The sequence below is a fragment of the Providencia rettgeri genome (assembly GCF_001874625.1).
Taxonomy (GTDB): Bacteria; Pseudomonadota; Gammaproteobacteria; order Enterobacterales; family Enterobacteriaceae; genus Providencia; species Providencia huashanensis.
The window spans coordinates 1,395,497-1,414,473 of record NZ_CP017671.1 but is presented as its reverse complement, the minus strand read 5'-3'; the positions used below and the strand labels follow the sequence as shown (position 1 = coordinate 1,414,473).

Genomic DNA, 18,977 nt, shown 5'->3' with positions numbered 1-18,977 from the left:
AGGAAATTAACATGACAGATAAACAACGTGTTTTAGTGTTGGGCGCTAGCGGCTATATTGGGCAAAACCTAATTCCCCAGCTGATTGAACAAGGATATGACGTTATTGCTGGGGCTCGTCGTGTTGATTGGATGCTATCTCAAGGTTGGCATGATACCCAATGCATTTATGTTGACCTTCACGACCCCGAAACTTTAAAAGGGGTCATGGAAGATATCGACATTGTTTATTTCCTAGTACACAGCATGGCAGACCAAGCTAATCTGGTTGAGCGGGAACGCGCAGCAGCACGTAATGTACAACAGGCTCTTGAAGGCTCTAATGTTAAGCATATTATCTATCTTAGCGCATTGCAGCACGGCCATACCTATTCACCACACCTTATCGCAAGGCGTTTAACCGGCGATATCTTGCGTGAAAGTCATATCCCTGTGACTGAAATCCGTTCTTCTATTATTGTTGGGCCAGGTTCAGCAGCCTTCGAAATTATGCGGGATATGGTTTATAACTTGGCTATTTTAACCCCACCACGCTGGGTGCGTTCAAAATCATCTCCAATCGCCCTATCCAATATTCTATATTATTTAACACAACTGGCAAAAACGCCGGTAACAGAAAGCCGAATTTTCGATGCAGGCGGCCCTGAATATATAAGCTACCAAGAGCTATTCAAAAGATTTATCAAAGTCAGCGGTAAACGCCGTTTGCTGATCCCTATCCCAATTCCAATTAGTATGATTTCGGTGCATTTTATTAGCCTTATCACCTCAGTACCGCCTTCAATTGCTAAGGAGCTAATCCAAGGCTTACAACATGACCTTCCTGCTGATGATAAAGCACTACGCGAGTTGATCCCTCAAACCTTAATTTCTTTCGATGACGCAGTCAGGGCAACCTTAGCGGAAGAAGCGGATGCCGTCGATAATGCAGATTGGGGATACGACCCTGAAGTTCGCAAGCGTTGGCGACCGGGCTATGGTTTTTATCCAAAACAAGCAGGTGCAACGCTTGGTACCATCGCTAGCAGCGAGTCTCTTTGGCATGTCGTTCAACAAATTGGTGGCAAAGATGGTTATTTTTATGCCAACGGCCTTTGGAAAACCCGCGCCATCATGGATGATATGATGTTGAATAAAATTAAATATGGGCGTCCCAATCGCGAAGAGCTGCAACTTGGCGATGAAATAGATGGTTGGCGTGTCATAAACCTTGAACCTAATAAACAACTTAGTTTGCTATTTGGTATGAAGGCACCGGGCCTTGGGCGGCTGACATTTACTATTCATGATAGCGGTAACCGCCGCTCAATTGATGTTAGAGCTTGGTGGCACCCAGCTGGCTTCTGTGGTCTGCTTTATTGGTTTGCCATGATGCCAGCACACTTATTTATTTTTAAAGGTATGGCGAAGCGAATTAGTGAACTGGCTTTTGAACGGGATAAACAACTCGCTAAGCAACAGCCGATAGAGCATCCAACTGAGAAAACAGAATAATTTCAGCGTAAAAACCAAATTTTTATGCATAAATTATTGCATAAATATGCTCATGGGATTAATATCGCAGGTAGTGAAAAAAGATATTATTGGTAAGCATGAGCATTCAATTAAAAAACATCAACTGTTTCTATGGTTCCCATCAGGCTCTCTTTGATATCAATCTAGAGTGTTCTGCAGGTGAGACCATGGTATTACTCGGGCCAAGTGGAGCAGGTAAAAGCTCTTTACTGCGTGTTCTCAATTTATTGGAAATGCCACGTTCTGGCCATTTAAATATTGTCGGTCAGCAATTTGACTTTTCATCGGTACCCGATGCGAAATCTATCCGTGAATTGCGTCAAAATGTCGGCATGGTATTCCAACAATATAACCTGTGGCCTCACTTGAATGTGATGGATAACCTAATTGAAGCCCCTTGCCGTGTATTAAAGTTATCGAAACAAGAAGCACAAAGTAAAGCGGCTAAGCTGTTAGAACGCCTACGTTTATCTCAATTTGCTGACCGCTATCCTTTACATTTATCTGGTGGTCAACAACAACGTGTTGCAATTGCAAGGGCGCTTATGATGGAGCCTAAGGTTCTGTTGTTTGATGAACCAACGGCTGCGCTTGACCCTGAAATAACCGCACAGGTTGTCGATATTATCCGCGAATTATCAGCAACAGGCATTACACAAGTTATCGTGACTCATGAAGTAGAAATTGCACGTAAAACCGCTAGCCGTGTAGTGTACATGGAAAACGGTCATATTGTAGAACAAGGAGACGCCAGCCATTTTGCGGCGCCTCAAACTGAAGCATTTGCAAATTATCTGTCACATTAATAGATATAGGATTAAGCAATGAAAAAAATTATATTAGCCGCGCTACTAGGCGCAGTAACCCTATCAGCAACTGCTGCAGAAAAAGAAACCATTCGTTTTGCAACGGAAGCAACTTATGCACCGTTTGAAATGTTTGATAAAAATAACCAAATTGTGGGTTTTGATGTGGATTTAGCCAATGCAATGTGCGAAAAAATGAACGCAACTTGCACATTTACTCACCAATCATTTGATAGTTTAATCCCTAGCTTGAAATTCCGTCGTTTCGAAGCATTGATGGCTGGTATCGATATTACCCCTGAGCGCCAACAACAGGTCGATTTTACTGAAACCTACTACCCTAACTCTGCTGAGTTTATCGCAGTAAAAGAGAAAATCTCTTCGGTTGATCAACTAAAAGACAAAAAAATCGGTGTGCAAAATGGGACAACTCACCAGAAATACATCATGGAACAACATAAAGGGATGACAACCGTTCCTTATGATAACTATCAATCTGCCATTTTAGATTTACAAAATGGCCGTATTGATGCTGTCTTTGGTGACACCGCTGTTGCTGATGAGTGGTTAAAAGCGAAAGGTAATGAAAACCTAACGGCTGTTGGCGAAAAAGTCACTGATCCACAATACTTCGGTATTGGTCTAGGTATTGCTGTTCGTAAAGGAAATAAAGAGCTACTGGATAAAATGAATAAAGCCTTAGCTGAAGTTAAAGCAGACGGCACTTATGATGCTATCCACAAAAAATGGTTTCAACAGTAATTGATATAATTAATGAGCAACTTTCTATTTTTAACAAGTGCCGCCGGTATCACCGTCGGCCTTGCTGTTTCTGCACTGGTTTTAGGGCTGATCCTCGCCATGTTATTTACTGCGTGGGAGTCCGTCCGTTTTAAACCTATTGCCTTTTTAGGGACTTGCTGGGTTACTTTGATCCGTGGTCTACCTGAATTACTGGTCGTGTTGTTTGTCTACTTTGGTACATTACAACTGATCAATTTGCTTGGTGATGGGTTCGATATAAACCTCGGTTTTTGGCAAACCACTATTCAAATTGACCCTAGCATTTTCTTTGCTGATAGCGGTGAATTTGATTACACCCCATTTGTCTGCGGTGTCATTGCCCTCGCCTTGTTATATGCGTCTTATGCATCACAAACATTGAGAGGAGCTTTAAAAGCAGTACCTTATGGTCAGTGGGAAGCCGGTTTTGCATTAGGTTTAAACAAACGCACTATTTTCTTTCGGTTCATTATGCCGCAAATGTGGCGCCATGCACTTCCTGGATTAGGTAACCAATGGCTTGTATTATTAAAAGATACTGCGTTAGTTTCACTCATCAGTGTTAATGATTTAATGCTACAAACAAAAACAATCGTTAATAGAACTCACGAACCTTTCACATGGTACGCCATTGTAGGGTTGATTTACCTTGCTATTACGTTAGTCAGTCAAGTTATCTTAAAACGTATTGAATTGCGTACCACTCGCTTTGAGCGAGGTGAATCAAAATGATTGATTTAATTTTAGATATTCTTCCGGGGCTACCAACCAGCTTATCACTGACGTTTAGTGCTCTTATTGTGGCTTTTCTTTTAGCGATATTATTTACTTTAATTCTCTCGCTTAAGACCCCCGTGGTTTCTCAAGCGGTTAAAGTCTATATCACGCTATTTACTGGCACGCCTTTATTGGTACAGTTTTTCTTAATATATAATGGTCCAAGCCAGTTTAAATCGTTGAAGGATTATCCAATGCTCTGGGAGTTTATCTCGACCCCATGGGTATGTGCGATGCTCGCATTAGCACTAAACAGTGCAGCGTATTCCACTTTGTTATTCCATGGCGCAGTTAAAGCCATTCCATCAGGCCAATGGCAGTCGTGCCAAGCCCTCGGGATGAGTAAAATGCAAACCATGCGTATTATTTTGCCTTATGCCTTTAAACGTTCGTTATCGTCCTATTCCAACGAAGTCGTTCTGATTTTCAAAAGTACTTCACTTGCCAGTACGATTACAATGCTAGATGTCATGGGCTACAGCCAACTGATCTTTGGGCAAAGCTGGAATGTCATGGCGTTTGTTGCTGCGGGGATTATTTATTTAGTGGTCAATGCAATTTTAACAGTGCTAATGCGTTTAATCGAGCGTAAGGCTCTAGCCTTCGAACACCGCAATTAACAAATTATAATTCAATTGGTTATATAAAAAGCTTGGGTGCCCACCAAGCTTTTTTATTCTATCGTTCTTCCATTCATATTGATAATGAGACCTTAGCTCAAATATGTACGCATATTATCAACTTAAGTCTTATTTTATTTTTAATAATGTTAATACTTCAAAATGTGCAGTGTGTGGAAATAAATCAAACAGTTGTACCTTACAAACTTGATAGCCAGACAACCACTTCAAATCTTGTGCCATCGTTTTTGCATTACAGCTTGAATAGAGAATATATTCAGGTTGCATATGAGAAAGGTAATCACACAGTGCTTTACCTATTCCTCTACGTGGTGGATTGACTAAAATAAGCTGCGGAATATCCTGATTAGCGGTAGCGAAACGCGTAGAGTCGAGGGCTTTAAATTCAACATATTGTAGCCCTAGTTCATTCGCTGATTGTTGAGCACTGGCAATTGCAGGAGCACTGATTTCAATGCCAGTTAAGCGAGTCTCTTTTTCAGCGCAGTGCAACCCAAAACCCCCAACCCCACAAAACAAATCCCACAAGCTATGAATATTTAATGCTTTTACCCACTCTCTCGCGGTTTGGTATAGCTTAGCTGCAACAACAGGATTAGTTTGGAAAAAACCTTGTGGTCGAATAAACAAAGGAACTTGATTAAACTCCTCACGCAGTGTGTGTTGCGGAGTTAAGAAAATCTCTTCCTCGCCTTCGAGTATTGCCATATGTACGGGCTGAATATTTGCCGTAATCACCTCAAGTTGTGGTAATTGCTCTTGTAACCAAGGCAATGCATTTTTGAGCTGAACCAGTTTTTTCTCTGAACGCAGCACAAAGCGCAGCATAAACCTACCCGTGTGTCGGCTTTGTGTTAACAAAAGATATTTCAGTTCCCCACGTTTGCGTTCAATGTTGTACGGCGTGAGCCCTGCTCGAGCGATAAAGGGGGAAAGCACACTAAAGATATCTGAAAATGAGGCGGGGTATAATGGGCAATCCGTTAGGTCGACACCGACCCCATTTTCTCCGATAATCCCGAAAATTGGCCTTTCAACACTCCCACTAACCACCATTTTCGCTTTATTACGAAAAGCGACTTGTAAGCCAGTGACGGGGGGTTGAAACTTAATAGCTTCAATTTCTGGTAATAACGCCTGTAGTTGCCCCTGCTTTGCAGCAATTTGTTGTTCTGGTGTCAGTTCTAACCATTGGCACGAGCGACATGCGCCCGTGAGGTATTTTTCACAATGCATAACAAAAAGTTAGTGAAGGATTATGGAAGGTTTATCATCATCAGGAGAAAACTCCGACTCATCTTCAGCAGAGCCGTCATCCTCACTAAAATCACCTTGATTGGCATACAAGAGATTATTACTAAAGATTTCATAAACAATAGCAGAAATTTGGTCTTCTGCTTGCTGCACAAAAAGGCAAAACTGTCGGTAAGTCATTCCTGCTTCTAAGGAAAATGATTGACTCACAACGAGTTTAGGTAAGTTTTCATCGTTAATTTCAAGAAAAACTTTAGCTGTTAATGAACTGGCATTGATTTGGCTGATATTCGCCACAAGCGTCACAATAGCCGTTGGTTTCAACTCGGCTAATGCAGACAGTACCAAAACATTATTTAAAATATCGAGCTTCGCATCAAAAATACCCTCTATGTTTTGCATATGAGGTAAATGCAATGCTGCGCAGGAATCACACTCGAAATAAGAGGTTTTGAGTTGGTCTAGCCATTCACGTAACTTTGTGATGTCAGGGTAACAAATAGAATCCATGGGCAATAAACCTTCTTCAACTCAAAATAATCATGCAATATCGGTTTGTTAGAGCCTTGATTTCACCTCTAACAGAAAAGCGAATAATTTTCACACATTGTAAGCCGAAACGCTAGCGAAACCACGTTTTTTATGGCTATTCATCGTGTTTATCATCAAAAGATTCTGGTTTTTGGCTGTGCTTTTTGGTCGATTGTTTATTATCAATCCCTAAAAAACTTAAACTATGGATAGCGCGCCAAATAATATGAATGACAGCAGGAACTAAACAGCCAATCCCAACCATAATAATCGCAATTATTACCCCTTGCTGCATTAAAGGTTCAGGTAATGTCATATAATCATTTAATGTCAGTAAAACGATTATCAGGAGTATAATTCCCACACCTTCTAATACCAAAATAGGTTTGGGCATATCCGCTAATGAGCGCATAGTCCCTTTAGATTCCGGTTTGTTACTCATTATAGTTACCTTTCCACTGTTACATCGCTATCATACTCTCTCGATTATATGTCATACCTATAGGTATAACAGGAAAATTCGACTTTTATTTCACAATTTATGTAGGCATAGTATTGAATATTGCGATTAAAATTCGAGTTCAAGATAAAAGGAGATACTATGTATACTGTTATTTTTGGTCGCCCTGGCTGCCCCTATTGTGTTCGTGCGAAAGAACTTGCTGAAAAACTGAAAAATGAACGTGACGATTTTGACTACCGTTATGTCGATATCCAAGCTGAAGGCATTTCTAAAGAAGATCTGTCTAAAACTGTCGGTAAACCTGTTGAAACTGTGCCACAAATTTTTATTGATGAAACTCATATCGGCGGTTGCACTGATTTTGAAGCTTATGCAAAAGAAAATTTGGATCTATACAAATAATTAGTCCCTCAGATTTCTCTACTCAACAAGCAAAGTGGTTCACTTATTGACAAGTACTCACACTTTGCTTGTTCTTTTTGTGCTATTTCATTTAAATTTCATAAAAAAGTGCATTTTTTTTCATCTGCCTGAGAACTTTCTTTTTTAGATGGGGTCTTAATTTATGCCACTGCTTTTCTTTGATGTCCCCATATTGAGGAGCCCGATAGCCAACTCTATGTTTTCATGCTATCGGGTTTTTTGTTTCTAATCAGCAAGTTCCCCTTGTAATGTAATAATTAACCTGCGTTTTCCGCCGTAATTACGATGTTCACACAAGTAGATCCCCTGCCATGTTCCAAGATTTAAGCGCCCTTTTGTCACAGGGATAGTCAAACTAGCTCCTAATAAACTACTTTTAAGGTGCGCAGGCATATCATCACTTCCTTCATAAGTATGCTTAAAATAAGGTTCATTTTCCGGCACTGCTTTATTAAAGAAACGCTCAAAATCTTCTCTAACGGTATAATCTGCATTCTCATTGACTGTCAAAGAGGCAGATGTATGCTGAATAAAAATATTCACTAAACCAATATCGATTGAACTTAGTTCAGGCAATTGCTGAAGGATCTCCTCTGTGACTAAATGGAATCCCCTTTGTTTTGCATTGAGCTGTATTTCTTTTTGCCACCACACGATTTTTCCCCTTCCTCAACGACGCGAAAACACTTTACCGCGTTAAATAATCATTGAGTAATTGTTTAACCGCAAGTAAATTTGTCGCACAACGCTTTCAATAATAAGACAAAGGGACTTTACCTGCTAAGTCGGAAACTTTAATCTCTCCCTCTTACATGTTTGCTCTGTCTTATTTACTAACTGTCCGAGGTACTGAACTGTGCTGGAACAACTGAATCTTGATCTTTTCAATTTGATCAATGCCACACCAGAGACCGCGAGTGGAACCATTGCGCTAGCCAATGTTATTGCCAAGCGCTTAATCCTTATTTTTCCACTTTTTACTGTTGCCTGTTGGTTCTGGGGTGCCCAGCCAAATATGACCCGCCAACGTGCTTTTGCATGCAAAGCAGCGATTGCTATTGTTGTAGGTTTAGCCATTTCTTGGTTAATTGGCTATATTGCCCCACACGATCGCCCATTTGTCATGGGAATTGGAACAAACTTCTCAGATCATGAAGCCACACCATCATTTCCAAGCAACCATGGCACCATTGTCTTTACTTTCGCCTTTGCCTTCCTTTTCTGGCTAAGAACTTGGGTGGGGTTAGTGATGATGATACCGGCTATCGTGATTGCGTGGTCACGCATTTACCTAGGTGTCCATTGGCCTTTAGATATGGCAGGTGCCTTTATATTAGCAATTGTTGCCTGCGGAATTGCACAGGTTATCTGGTCTATTGGTGCAAATAAAATCCAAGAACCTATAACCCGGCTTTATAGTTTAATTTTTGGTTCTCTTATTCGCAAAGGTTGGTTCCAACCATAGTCATTAAAAAGTACTGGTGTTAATTAATACCAGTACTTTTATTCATTTTAGAAATTGAGCTAAATCAAAGTTTCTGCTTATTTTCTTCCTCTTCTTTAAAATTATTTTTAAGTATTAAACATAATTATTAAAACAATTAATTAACAAATATTTTGTTACGCTTTTTAATTATTTTTTTCGACGCAAAAAAAGTCACAAAAAATGACATGAAAATATCTATAAATAATTAATATATGATTTTATCCCCAACAAATTACCCTCTGGTTAATCACTCACTAAACCATTCCAAGAAATAAAAATATAATGTTAAATAACAACATATTACATAAGACAAAAGTCTAATTTATTGCCCTAGCATTAGAGTAAAACTTCATACTTAGATTAGCGTGGATTATATTTCAATCAGTTTAATGCTGATTATTAATATAATAATGTTTTTCCAGCAGAATTTAATTCTGTTTGTATTTAGCTTATTTAGAATTCATTAAATCAATATATAAACGTTTTAAAAAATAAACCTAACGCAAATTTTATTAACAATTTTATAAAATATAATGATTCCTTGCAAACTTGGTGGATATTTCTCTTTTGAGAGAATGATCACGGTACTTTATTCTGTTAAACTATAGATTCACACACTCAAAAACCATTTTTAAAATTTACTGATAAATTTACAAAACTGATTGAAGATAAAATTAGTATTACTTTTAGTTTTATTTCTAATCAGATTGTTACGTAAAAGAAAACGATTGTTATTTAGTAATTGTTCGTACCAAAAGATTAAAACGTCGTAACGCATTTGAACGTTACGCTTAAATGATTTTTTTGACTTTTATTTTCGGAGACTATTATGGATGCAACAAAAGTTGGTTCCATCGACAAAACAGCCTCGCAAACAGTAAACAGTAATGCTTGGCGCAAAACTGACACAGTATGGATGCTGGGTTTATATGGTACAGCTATCGGTGCTGGAGTACTGTTTTTGCCAATCAACGCAGGTATGAGCGGCTTATTACCTGTTTTATTGATGCTAGTTTTAGCCTTCCCTATGACGTTCTTTGCTCATCGCGGTTTAACTCGGTTCGTTCTTTCTGGTTCGAAACCTGACACAGATATTACTGGTGTTGTAGAAGAACACTTTGGTCGTACAGCAGGCAACTGGATCACCCTACTTTATTTCTTCGCGATCTACCCTATTTTGCTGGTTTATGGTGTATCTATCACCAATAACGTGAATAAATTCCTAACCGAATTATTAGGTGTTGGCGCGCCACCTCGCTGGTTACTTGCCTTGATCCTTGTTGGTGGTGTAATGGCGATTGTTGCTTTTGGTGAAAAATACATAGTCAAAGTCATGAGTATGCTGGTTTTCCCATTTATCGCTGTATTAGTTGCCTTTTCTTTGTATATGATCCCTCATTGGAGTGGGGATGTACTGAATACATTAACCTTTGAAGGCATCACTGAAGCCACTAAAAATACAGGTGGGCAAAGTATTTGGATCACTATTTGGTTAACAATCCCAGTGATGGTGTTTGCATTTAACCATTCTCCTATCATCTCGGCTTTCTCTGTCGCAAAACGCGAAGAATATGGCGATGCAGCGGAAAAAAAATGTTCACGTATTCTTGCTTCTGCACATGTTTTGATGGTTTTGACTGTCATGTTCTTCGTCATTAGTTGTGTGTTTACTTTATCTTCAGCAGACCTAGCACAGGCGAAAGCACAAAATATCAGTATTCTTGACTATTTATCTGGCTACTTCGATCAACCATTCATCAAATACGCAGCTGCAATTATTGCATTCATCGCAATTATTAAATCTTTCCTAGGGCACTATCTAGGTGCTCGTGAAGGTTTCAATGGCCTAGTTGAACGTGCTTATCGTGCAAAGGGTAAAACCGTTGATGTTCGTAAGCTAAACCGTGGTACCGCAATCTTCATGCTAGTCACTACATGGATAGTTGCAACATTAAACCCTGGCGTACTGGATATCATCGAAAGCCTCGGTGGGCCTGTTATCGCCATCTTATTGTTCCTGATGCCAATGTATGCCATCAACAAAGTGCCTGCAATGCGCAAATATGCCGATAAAATCAGTAATGTATTTATCGTAATTATGGGTCTAGTCGCTATCTCTGCGGCAATATATAAGTTATTCTTCTAATTGAAGCTACCAGGTCGTTATTATGAAAATAGCGACCTGATTTCAATGACTTTCTACAAAAGGAAGCACTGAATATGATTAGTGTATTTGATATCTTCAAAATAGGCATCGGCCCTTCAAGTTCCCACACTGTCGGCCCAATGAAAGCGGGCAAACAATTTGTTGATGACCTTATTCAACAAAACTTACTTACCACCACTACACGTATTGCGGTTGATGTATACGGCTCGCTTTCCCTGACAGGTAAAGGCCACGCCACAGATATGGCAATCATTATGGGGCTTGCGGGTAACTTACCCGATACTATTGATATTGACGCTATTCCTGCGTTTATGCGTAATGTCGAGCACACAGGTAAACTTCTTTTAGCCCAAGGGCAACATGAGGTCGATTTTCCGACCGAAGGTGGGATGAACTTTCATCATACCAACTTGCCGCTCCATGAAAATGGAATGACTATCACGGCATTTGCAGGTAACGAAATTCTATACACTAAAAATTACTATTCCATTGGTGGTGGCTTTATCGTTGATGAAGAGCATTTCGGCCAAGAGAATGAAAATGCAGTTCAAGTCCCTTATCCGTTTAAATATGCGGCAGATTTACAAAAGCATTGTAAGGAAACAGGTTTATCCCTTTCTGCACTGGTAATGCAAAATGAATTAGCTTTACGCAGTAAAGATGAAATTCAACATTATTTATCCTCCGTTTGGGATGTAATGAAAGCCGGTATTGAACGCGGCGTGACAACGGAGGGTTTATTACCCGGTCCATTACGTGTCCCTCGCCGTGCCGCAGCACTACGCCGCCAACTTGTCACAACCGATAGCACAAACACAGACCCTATGGCGGTCATTGATTGGATCAACATGTTTGCTCTTGCCGTCAATGAAGAAAACGCTGCCGGTGGCCGCGTTGTAACAGCTCCAACTAACGGCGCCTGTGGCATAGTCCCCGCCGTGTTAGCCTATTATGATAAATTCATTCGCCCTGTGAATGAGAACTCCTACACTCGGTATTTTTTAGTCTCAGGGGTTATCGGTGCTCTATATAAAATGAACGCATCGATTTCAGGTGCTGAAGTTGGTTGCCAAGGGGAAGTTGGTGTTGCTTGTTCAATGGCGGCTGCAGGTCTCGCAGAGTTAATGGGCGGTAGCCCTGAGCAAGTGTGTATCGCCGCGGAAATTGCGATGGAACATAATTTAGGGTTAACTTGTGACCCCGTTGGCGGGCAAGTTCAGGTCCCTTGTATTGAACGAAATGCAATCGCGTCGGTGAAAGCAGTTAATGCGGCGCGTATGGCATTACGACGAGTCAGTGACCCGCGTGTTTGCCTTGATAAAGTTATTGAAACGATGTATGAAACAGGCAAAGACATTAACGCAAAATACCGTGAAACCTCCCAAGGCGGGCTAGCCATTAAACTGGCACACTGCGAATAAATACTTGTATACACTATCTAGCCCTAATCCCCCATAGTGGGACGGTTAGGGCTAGTTTTAGCTAAAGATAATCACTTACCCAAAGATTGCACTCCACCAGCCGCTGATGGTTTTCATGATATAGTCCCAAATACGACCAAAGAACCCGGCTTCCTCAACAGCAGATTTTGCCACTAAAGGATGTTGCTCAACGACTTCACCATTCAGAATAAAGTTAATCGTCCCTACCGCTTGGTTTTTCGCTAAAGGTGCTTCAAGGGAATCATTTGTAAGCTGAATATCTACTTTTAAATTTTGTAGCTGCCCTTTAGGGATTGTGATAGAAACATCATCAGCAACACCGAGTGAAACCTCCGAGGTATCCCCAAACCAAACCCGTTGTTTCTTCAATGTGGTGTCTGCTTTTATTGGTGTCACCGTTTCAAAAAAGCGAAAACCCCAAGTCAGTAACTTCTCACTTTCTGAAAAACGCACTCGGTCACTTGGCGCCCCTAACACAACAGAAATTAAGCGCATATCACCTTCCGTGGCTGATGCCACTAAATTATGCCCTGCGCCACTAGTGTGCCCTGTTTTTACGCCATCAACTTTTAAATTTTGGTTCCACAACAAACGGTTACGGTTAGGTTGGCGAATTTTATTAAAGGTAAATTCTTTCTCTTTATGCAATACATATTCATCGGGGACATCACGGATCATCGCTTGTGTTAAAATAGCCATATCGCGTGCTGTACTAAATTGCCCTTCAGAATCTAGGCCATGAACTGTTTTAAAGTGTGTATTCTTTAAGCCTATTTGTTGCACATAATGGTTCATTAAACTGACAAATGAATCCTGGCTCCCCGCAACATAATCAGCTAAAGCGATACTGGCATCATTCCCTGACTGGATAACAATTCCTTTGTTTAAATCCAATACTGAAACACGGTCTTTCGGCTTCAAAAACATGAGTGAAGAGCCTTTTAATACCGGGTTTCCTGTCGCCCATGCGTCTTCCCCCACTGTTACCATATCCTGCGGCGTAATTTTCCCTGATTTAACTGCCTGACCTACCACATAACTGGTCATAATTTTAGTCAAGCTTGCAGGGTCTAAACGCTCGTCAGGGTTTGCAGACGCTAGGATTTTGCCACTTTTATAATCCATTAGAACGAATGCTTTTGCATCAACTTGAGGAGCAACCGGGGTCTGAGCCGCATACGTACTCCCACTTACGGCAATCAATAGACTCAACCCAACCCCGAATTGTCGGGTTTTTAGGGACAACATTTTTTTACTCATCGGTTATTCCTTCACTTATTCATAAAACATTTAAAATAAATATCATCTTGCTCAACATCACTAAACGATGAAACCACCGCTGTGATCAAATGCGATAACTCAATCTAACCAAGCCTAATATAAGACTTTATTTTCACTGAGACCACCTATAGGAAATAAAGATTTGCCTACGAGTGAATTTAATCTATCTTAACCATGGCTGATGACAAAAAAATCAATTTAGGAGGCTGCAATGTTAACTGTCTGGGGACGCGTCAACTCTTCCAACGTTAAAAAGGTACTTTGGTGCTTAGAAGAATTAAATGTCGCTTATAATCAAAAAGATGTGGGTGGCCCATTTGGTGGGTTAGATACACCTGAATATAAAAAAATGAATCCAAACAGTACAATTCCAACTCTACAGGATGATGACTTTGCACTGTGGGAATCAAATGCAATTTTACGTTACCTTACGGAAAAGTTTGATCACTCTCACTTATTGATCGCTAAAGACCTGCAAGAGAAAGCCGCAGCGGATAAATGGATGGATTGGAGTAGTGCTAATCTGTTTGAACACATCAAACAGATGATGAACAAAATTGTCCGTGTCCCACAAGCAGAAAGGGACCCAGAACTCGCTAAGGTAATTTATGGCAACATTAATAAATTATTGCAAATTGCCGACGATGCATTAGCAAACCAAGCTTACTTCAGTGGCGACAAATTTGGCATTGCTGATATTGCTATCGCACCGCTATTTTATCCATGGCATGAAATCGTTACCGACCGCCCTGAATTCAAAAATTTAGAGCGTTGGTATCAGCAATTAACCACACGCCCTGCATTCAAAAAAATTGTTATGATCCCAATTAAGTGATTATAGCGTCATATTCATCAAGTCAGGGTTTGGATATTGATATTCAAACCCAAGTTCTTGGCAAATCTTATTACCATTAATTACTTTACCTCCTGACTCATTTATTTCATCAATAAATTCAGGTGGTACTAAGCCAATCGATTTAGCCGCCTTGGTATAGAATTCCGCGCGTGTGGGGTGCGTTGGTGCACACAAGTTAAAAATATGGCCGCCATCAGGCTGCTGAAGCAATAGTAAAATTGCCGTGATAACATCATCTTGATGCACCATATTCACCGGTAGGTTAGCCCCTTTAACCCCTGTTTTACCCGCTAAAAACCGGCCCGCATGGCGTTTCTCTCCCACTAAACCGGCGAGTCGTAAAATATCCACTGAAATGTTCGGCAATTGGTGTAACCAGCGTTCAGCCCTTATGAGTGCCGTCGCTGAGGTTGTTGACCCATTAAGATTCGCTTTTTCCGTGATTTCACCATCTTGCTCCCCATATACCGAGGTAGAAGAGGTAAAAATCACTTTTGGCACTCGAAAAGTGACTGCACAATTAACTAAAGTTTCAATCGCTTCAACGTATTGGTCCACATTCACTTTTGAAGGCGGGAGCAAAATGACCAAGGCATCGCTCTCCACCATAAGCTGAGTTAAATCTTCACTGTCACACTCAATTTCAGGGGTTAGCTTTAATGCATAGCATTCTATACCCACAGCACGGGCGGCCTCTATGCCATCAGGCGTCGTCTTAGTTCCGACAACTTGAATACCCTTTGCTAATAAAGCCTGAGCCAATGGTAACCCAACCCAACCTAGCCCAACGATGGTCACTTTTTTCATACAATCGATCCTCCATTGACTCATTCACTGAAATTCACTCTAGGTTATCTGAAAACCTTAAAACTTCCGAATACATTTTTTGAGGGATTTATCACTATAAATCCTACTCAACTAATTATTATTGGTTATTTTTTAAAAAAAGGTTGCATTCATAGGGGGAAATCGGATAGGTTGAATACCAATGAGTATTTAGTTAGCACAGTGAATGTTTAGTCATTCACGCAAATTAGAGAACGGAAGACATTATGAATCGTATTTCACGCAACCATCATCATCACCATCATCCTGATTAGTCTTTCGGGCGATGTGTGCTGGAAGACGATCAACGAATCTTCCGGTGGCTGAAATGCGAATTGAGAAAACCCTCGGAAGATTATCTTCCGAGGGTTTTTTTATTTTAAAACAAAAATTTATTAAAGGAATATGGGGTAAGGTTATGTTGGATAAATCACGTTTACGTATTGCAATTCAAAAATCAGGTCGTCTGAGTGAAGAATCAAGAGAATTACTATCTCGCTGTGGGATCAAAATTAATTTACAACAACAACGTTTGATTGCTTATGCAGAAAATATGCCTATTGATTTACTTCGTGTCCGCGATGATGACATTCCGGGGCTGGTTATGGATGGCGTTGTTGACCTCGGTATCATTGGTGAAAACGTTCTGGAAGAAGAGCTATTAAATCGCCGTGCTCAAGGTGAAGACCCTCAATATAAAACACTACGTCGCCTTGATTTTGGCGGCTGCCGCCTATCACTTGCTGCACCATTAGATTTCAACTATACCGGTGCAGAATGCTTAAATGGTTCCCGCGTTGCAACTTCTTACCCGCACTTATTAAAACGTTATTTCGACCAAAAAGGCATTCAATTTAAATCATGCTTACTTAATGGCTCAGTTGAAGTTGCACCACGTGCAGGCCTATCAGACGCGATTTGTGACTTAGTCTCAACAGGGGCGACATTAGAGGCAAACGGGCTGAAAGAAGTGGAAGTCATTTACCGTTCAAAAGCCTGTTTAATCCAACGCGATGGTGAAATGTCGGCAGATAAACAGCAACTCATTGACCGCATGATGACCCGAATTCAAGGCGTTATCCAAGCTCGCGAATCTAAATACATCATGTTACACGCGCCAAGTGAAACACTGGAAGAAATTATTGCACTACTGCCTGGTGCTGAGCGCCCAACTATTTTACCTCTAGCGGGTGAACAAAGCCGTGTAGCAATGCACATGGTTAGCTCCGAAACTTTGTTCTGGGAAACCATGGAAAAACTGAAAGCATTAGGCGCAAGTTCAATTCTTGTTCTGCCAATCGAAAAAATGATGGAGTAAATCGTCATGGAAATGGGATTCAACCAGCCAATTCGCTGGGCAGATTGTAACGACCAACAACAAAGTGCATTGCTGATGCGCCCTGCTATTGCTGCCTCTGGCAGCATTACTAGCGCGGTCAGTGACATTATCGACCAAGTCCGTCGTGAAGGTGACCTTGCCCTTCAAACCTTAAGCCGTCGTTTCGATAAAACCGAAATCGACACCGTGCGTATTGCAGCGAATACGGTAGATGAAGCTGAAGCTCGTCTTGGTGATGAAATTAAAACTGCAATGAAAACGGCAATTGGCAATATCCGTCGTTTTCATGAGGCTCAAAAGCCTGTACCAATAACGGTAGAAACCCAAGCTGGTGTTGTTTGCCAGCAAATCACGCGCCCAATTGATGCGGTTGGCTTGTATATTCCGGGTGGTTCCGCGCCATTACTGTCAACGGTTATGATGTTGGGAACACCAGCCAATATTGCGGGTTGTCGGAAAATTATCCTGTGCTCTCCTCCACCAATTGCTGATGAAATTCTGTATGCAGCCAAGCTGTGTGGTATTAGCGATATTTTCCAAGTAGGTGGCGCACAAGCGATTGCCGCCATGGCATTTGGCACCCAAAGCATTCCTACAGTGGATAAAATTTTTGGCCCCGGTAATGCCTATGTCACAGAGGCAAAACGCCAAGTCAGCCAAAGCCATGATGGTGCTGCCATTGATATGCCAGCGGGCCCTTCTGAAGTATTAGTGATTGCGGATAGCGGAGCAAACCCAGCGTTCACCGCATCTGATTTACTATCACAAGCGGAACACGGCCCTGATTCACAAGTCATTTTATTAACTGACGATGAAAACTTTGCCCAGCGCGTGATTGAGGAAACAGAAAAACAATTAGCGCAACTTTCTCGTGCAGAAATTGCAAGGGAAGCACTGAGTGCCAGCCGTGTGATCATCGCTGATTCGATCGAACAATGCGTTGAAATTAGCAATCGCTATGGCCCTGAGCATTTAATATTACAAACCCGCGATGCTGATAACCTAGTCGACGCTATCACTAGTGCAGGGTCAGTATTCGTTGGTGACTGGTCACCGGAGTCTGCGGGGGATTACGCATCAGGGACTAACCACGTTTTACCGACCTATGGCTATACCTCGACTTATTCAAGCCTTGGCCTTGCTGATTTTATGAAACGCATGACCGTACAAAAGTTGTCTAAACAAGGCCTATTAGGGCTAGCCAACACCATCGAAACTTTAGCTCAAGCAGAGCAACTCACCGCTCACAAAAATGCCGTTACCTTACGCGTTAACGAACTAAAAAAACAAAATCAGGAGTAAGTCATGAGCCAAAAATTTAATGCCGCCAGTCTTGCACGTGAAAATGTTAAAACCATGACCCCTTATATGTCTGCACGGCGCTTAGGTGGAAATGGTGATGTCTGGCTCAATGCCAACGAATACCCCATTGCCCCTGATTATCAATTCAGTGAACATAACCTTAACCGTTACCCTGAATGCCAACCGGTTGCCGTAATCAATAACTATGCGGCTTATACGCAAATTACACCAGAACAGGTGTTGGTTTGCCGTGGAGCCGATGAGTCCATTGAGTTGTTGATCCGCGCATTTTGTGAGCCGGGAAAAGATGCGGTGATGTTTTGCCCGCCAACCTATGGCATGTACAGCGTCAGTGCAGAAACCTTTGGTGTTGAACAAAAGAAAATCATGGCGTTGCCAGACTGGGCATTAAACGTTAATGCAATCCGTGAAAACTTATCTAATACCAAACTGATTTATATTTGTAGCCCAAATAACCCAACGGGCAATATCATCGATAATAAAGATTTACGTGAAGTGTTAGATATGGCAGCGGGCCGTGCATTGGTGGTAGTTGATGAAGCCTATATTGAATTTTGCCCGCAATATAGCGTGACTACTTGGTTAGCAAAATACCCAAATTTAGTTATTTTAAGAACTTTATCAAAAGCTTTCGCTCTCGCTGGGTTACGTTGTGGTTTTACCCTTGCTTCACCTGAAGTTATTGAAGTGCTATTAAAAGTGATTGCGCCTTATCCATTATCAACACCGGTTGCCATGATTGCGGCTCAAGCCTTAGATGAACAAGGCATAACCACCATGAGAAACCGCGTAAAAACCGTAACAGAAAACCGCATCGCCCTCAGTGAAGCCCTGCGTGACTTATCGGTGGTTGAACATGTTTATCCGAGTGAAACTAACTATATTTTAGTGCGCTTTAAAGATGGCAATAAAGTGTTTAAAGCCCTGTGGGATCAAGGCATTATTTTACGTGACCAAAGTAAACAACCTGGTCTTGAAAACTGTTTACGCATTACTATCGGGACAGAAATTGAAAATACCCGTGTTATTGAAGCTATTGCAGCACTTTGCTAATTAGGAATGACTC

Annotated in this window: 19 protein-coding genes and 1 other annotated feature; of the genes, 13 read left to right on the top strand and 6 right to left on the bottom strand. The window is 41.1% G+C overall.

Annotated features, from left to right (window positions below):
- The first annotated feature begins 11 nt into the window (after positions 1 to 11).
- The 5 genes from RB151_RS06340 (at position 12) to artM (ending at position 4,500) form a co-directional block, all read left to right on the top strand.
- Entirely contained in the window at positions 12 to 1,493 is a 1,482-nt protein-coding gene (locus tag RB151_RS06340) for a DUF2867 domain-containing protein (protein WP_042846523.1), read from the top strand.
- Positions 1,494 to 1,591: 98 nt separating this feature from the next.
- Positions 1,592 to 2,320 (top strand): arginine ABC transporter ATP-binding protein ArtP, encoded by a 729-nt coding sequence (gene artP, locus RB151_RS06335; RefSeq protein ID WP_042846524.1) that lies wholly within the window; start codon positions 1,592 to 1,594, stop codon positions 2,318 to 2,320.
- An 18-nt stretch (positions 2,321 to 2,338) separates the two neighbouring features.
- Complete coding sequence (gene artJ, locus RB151_RS06330) at positions 2,339 to 3,082, top strand: arginine ABC transporter substrate-binding protein (RefSeq protein ID WP_042846525.1); 744 nt, start codon at positions 2,339 to 2,341, stop codon at positions 3,080 to 3,082.
- A 12-nt stretch (positions 3,083 to 3,094) separates the two neighbouring features.
- The gene (gene artQ / locus RB151_RS06325; RefSeq protein ID WP_042846526.1) at positions 3,095 to 3,835 is read left to right on the top strand and encodes an arginine ABC transporter permease ArtQ; all 741 of its coding nucleotides are present in this window, start codon (positions 3,095 to 3,097) and stop codon (positions 3,833 to 3,835) included.
- Positions 3,832 to 4,500, top strand: a complete 669-nt coding sequence (gene artM, locus RB151_RS06320) for an arginine ABC transporter permease ArtM (protein ID WP_048606531.1) — start codon at positions 3,832 to 3,834, stop codon at positions 4,498 to 4,500. The genes artQ and artM overlap by 4 nt, the downstream gene beginning before the upstream one ends.
- Positions 4,501 to 4,629: 129 nt before the next feature.
- Here artM and rlmC read toward each other — a convergent pair whose 3' ends face one another.
- From rlmC to RB151_RS06305, 3 genes are all read right to left on the bottom strand, one after another.
- Entirely contained in the window at positions 4,630 to 5,757 is a 1,128-nt protein-coding gene (rlmC, locus tag RB151_RS06315; RefSeq protein ID WP_048606529.1) for a 23S rRNA (uracil(747)-C(5))-methyltransferase RlmC, read from the bottom strand.
- A 9-nt stretch (positions 5,758 to 5,766) separates the two neighbouring features.
- Positions 5,767 to 6,285 (bottom strand): YbjN domain-containing protein, encoded by a 519-nt coding sequence (locus tag RB151_RS06310; protein WP_042846530.1) that lies wholly within the window; start codon positions 6,283 to 6,285, stop codon positions 5,767 to 5,769.
- A gap of 136 nt (positions 6,286 to 6,421) precedes the next feature.
- Entirely contained in the window at positions 6,422 to 6,748 is a 327-nt protein-coding gene (locus RB151_RS06305) for a YbjC family protein (RefSeq protein ID WP_042846531.1), read from the bottom strand.
- 159 nt (positions 6,749 to 6,907) lie between these two features.
- On the opposite strand from RB151_RS06305, the gene RB151_RS06300 reads away from it, so the two are divergent.
- Positions 6,908 to 7,171, top strand: a complete 264-nt coding sequence (locus tag RB151_RS06300; protein ID WP_042846532.1) for a GrxA family glutaredoxin — start codon at positions 6,908 to 6,910, stop codon at positions 7,169 to 7,171.
- Positions 7,172 to 7,417: 246 nt separating this feature from the next.
- Here RB151_RS06300 and RB151_RS06295 read toward each other — a convergent pair whose 3' ends face one another.
- Positions 7,418 to 7,846: a secondary thiamine-phosphate synthase enzyme YjbQ gene (locus RB151_RS06295; RefSeq protein WP_042846533.1), complete on the bottom strand. Its 429-nt coding sequence runs from the start codon at positions 7,844 to 7,846 to the stop codon at positions 7,418 to 7,420.
- 202 nt (positions 7,847 to 8,048) lie between these two features.
- On the opposite strand from RB151_RS06295, the gene ybjG reads away from it, so the two are divergent.
- The 3 genes from ybjG to RB151_RS06280 all read left to right on the top strand — a co-directional run bounded on the left by ybjG (position 8,049) and on the right by RB151_RS06280 (position 12,266).
- Positions 8,049 to 8,657 (top strand): undecaprenyl-diphosphate phosphatase, encoded by a 609-nt coding sequence (gene ybjG, locus RB151_RS06290; RefSeq protein WP_042846534.1) that lies wholly within the window; start codon positions 8,049 to 8,051, stop codon positions 8,655 to 8,657.
- A gap of 850 nt (positions 8,658 to 9,507) precedes the next feature.
- A complete protein-coding gene (locus RB151_RS06285; protein WP_042846536.1) occupies positions 9,508 to 10,824 on the top strand; it encodes a serine/threonine transporter in 1,317 nt (438 codons plus the stop codon).
- 74 nt (positions 10,825 to 10,898) lie between these two features.
- Positions 10,899 to 12,266 carry an L-serine ammonia-lyase gene (locus RB151_RS06280; protein ID WP_048606527.1) on the top strand — a complete coding sequence of 456 codons (1,368 nt, stop codon included), beginning with the start codon at positions 10,899 to 10,901 and terminating at the stop codon, positions 12,264 to 12,266.
- A gap of 75 nt (positions 12,267 to 12,341) precedes the next feature.
- Here RB151_RS06280 and RB151_RS06275 read toward each other — a convergent pair whose 3' ends face one another.
- On the bottom strand, positions 12,342 to 13,547 hold the full coding sequence (locus RB151_RS06275; protein ID WP_071547877.1) for a serine hydrolase: 1,206 nt from the start codon (positions 13,545 to 13,547) through the stop codon (positions 12,342 to 12,344).
- A gap of 232 nt (positions 13,548 to 13,779) precedes the next feature.
- On the opposite strand from RB151_RS06275, the gene RB151_RS06270 reads away from it, so the two are divergent.
- Complete coding sequence (locus tag RB151_RS06270; RefSeq protein ID WP_042846539.1) at positions 13,780 to 14,403, top strand: glutathione S-transferase family protein; 624 nt, start codon at positions 13,780 to 13,782, stop codon at positions 14,401 to 14,403.
- On the opposite strand, the gene RB151_RS06265 is transcribed toward RB151_RS06270, so the two are convergent.
- Positions 14,404 to 15,231, bottom strand: coding sequence for an SDR family oxidoreductase (locus RB151_RS06265; RefSeq protein WP_042846540.1), 828 nt, complete (start codon positions 15,229 to 15,231; stop codon positions 14,404 to 14,406).
- Between the two features lie 268 nt (positions 15,232 to 15,499).
- Positions 15,500 to 15,627: a sequence feature (His leader region), on the top strand.
- Positions 15,628 to 15,667: 40 nt separating this feature from the next.
- Here RB151_RS06265 and hisG point away from each other — a divergent pair.
- The 3 genes from hisG to hisC are packed head-to-tail and all read left to right on the top strand — an operon-like array spanning position 15,668 to position 18,964.
- Positions 15,668 to 16,567, top strand: a complete 900-nt coding sequence (gene hisG / locus RB151_RS06260) for an ATP phosphoribosyltransferase (protein WP_042846642.1) — start codon at positions 15,668 to 15,670, stop codon at positions 16,565 to 16,567.
- Positions 16,568 to 16,573: 6 nt separating this feature from the next.
- The gene (gene hisD / locus RB151_RS06255) at positions 16,574 to 17,890 is read left to right on the top strand and encodes a histidinol dehydrogenase (RefSeq protein WP_048606526.1); all 1,317 of its coding nucleotides are present in this window, start codon (positions 16,574 to 16,576) and stop codon (positions 17,888 to 17,890) included.
- A gap of 3 nt (positions 17,891 to 17,893) precedes the next feature.
- The gene (gene hisC / locus RB151_RS06250; RefSeq protein ID WP_048606525.1) at positions 17,894 to 18,964 is read left to right on the top strand and encodes a histidinol-phosphate transaminase; all 1,071 of its coding nucleotides are present in this window, start codon (positions 17,894 to 17,896) and stop codon (positions 18,962 to 18,964) included.
- Positions 18,965 to 18,977: the final 13 nt, after the last annotated feature.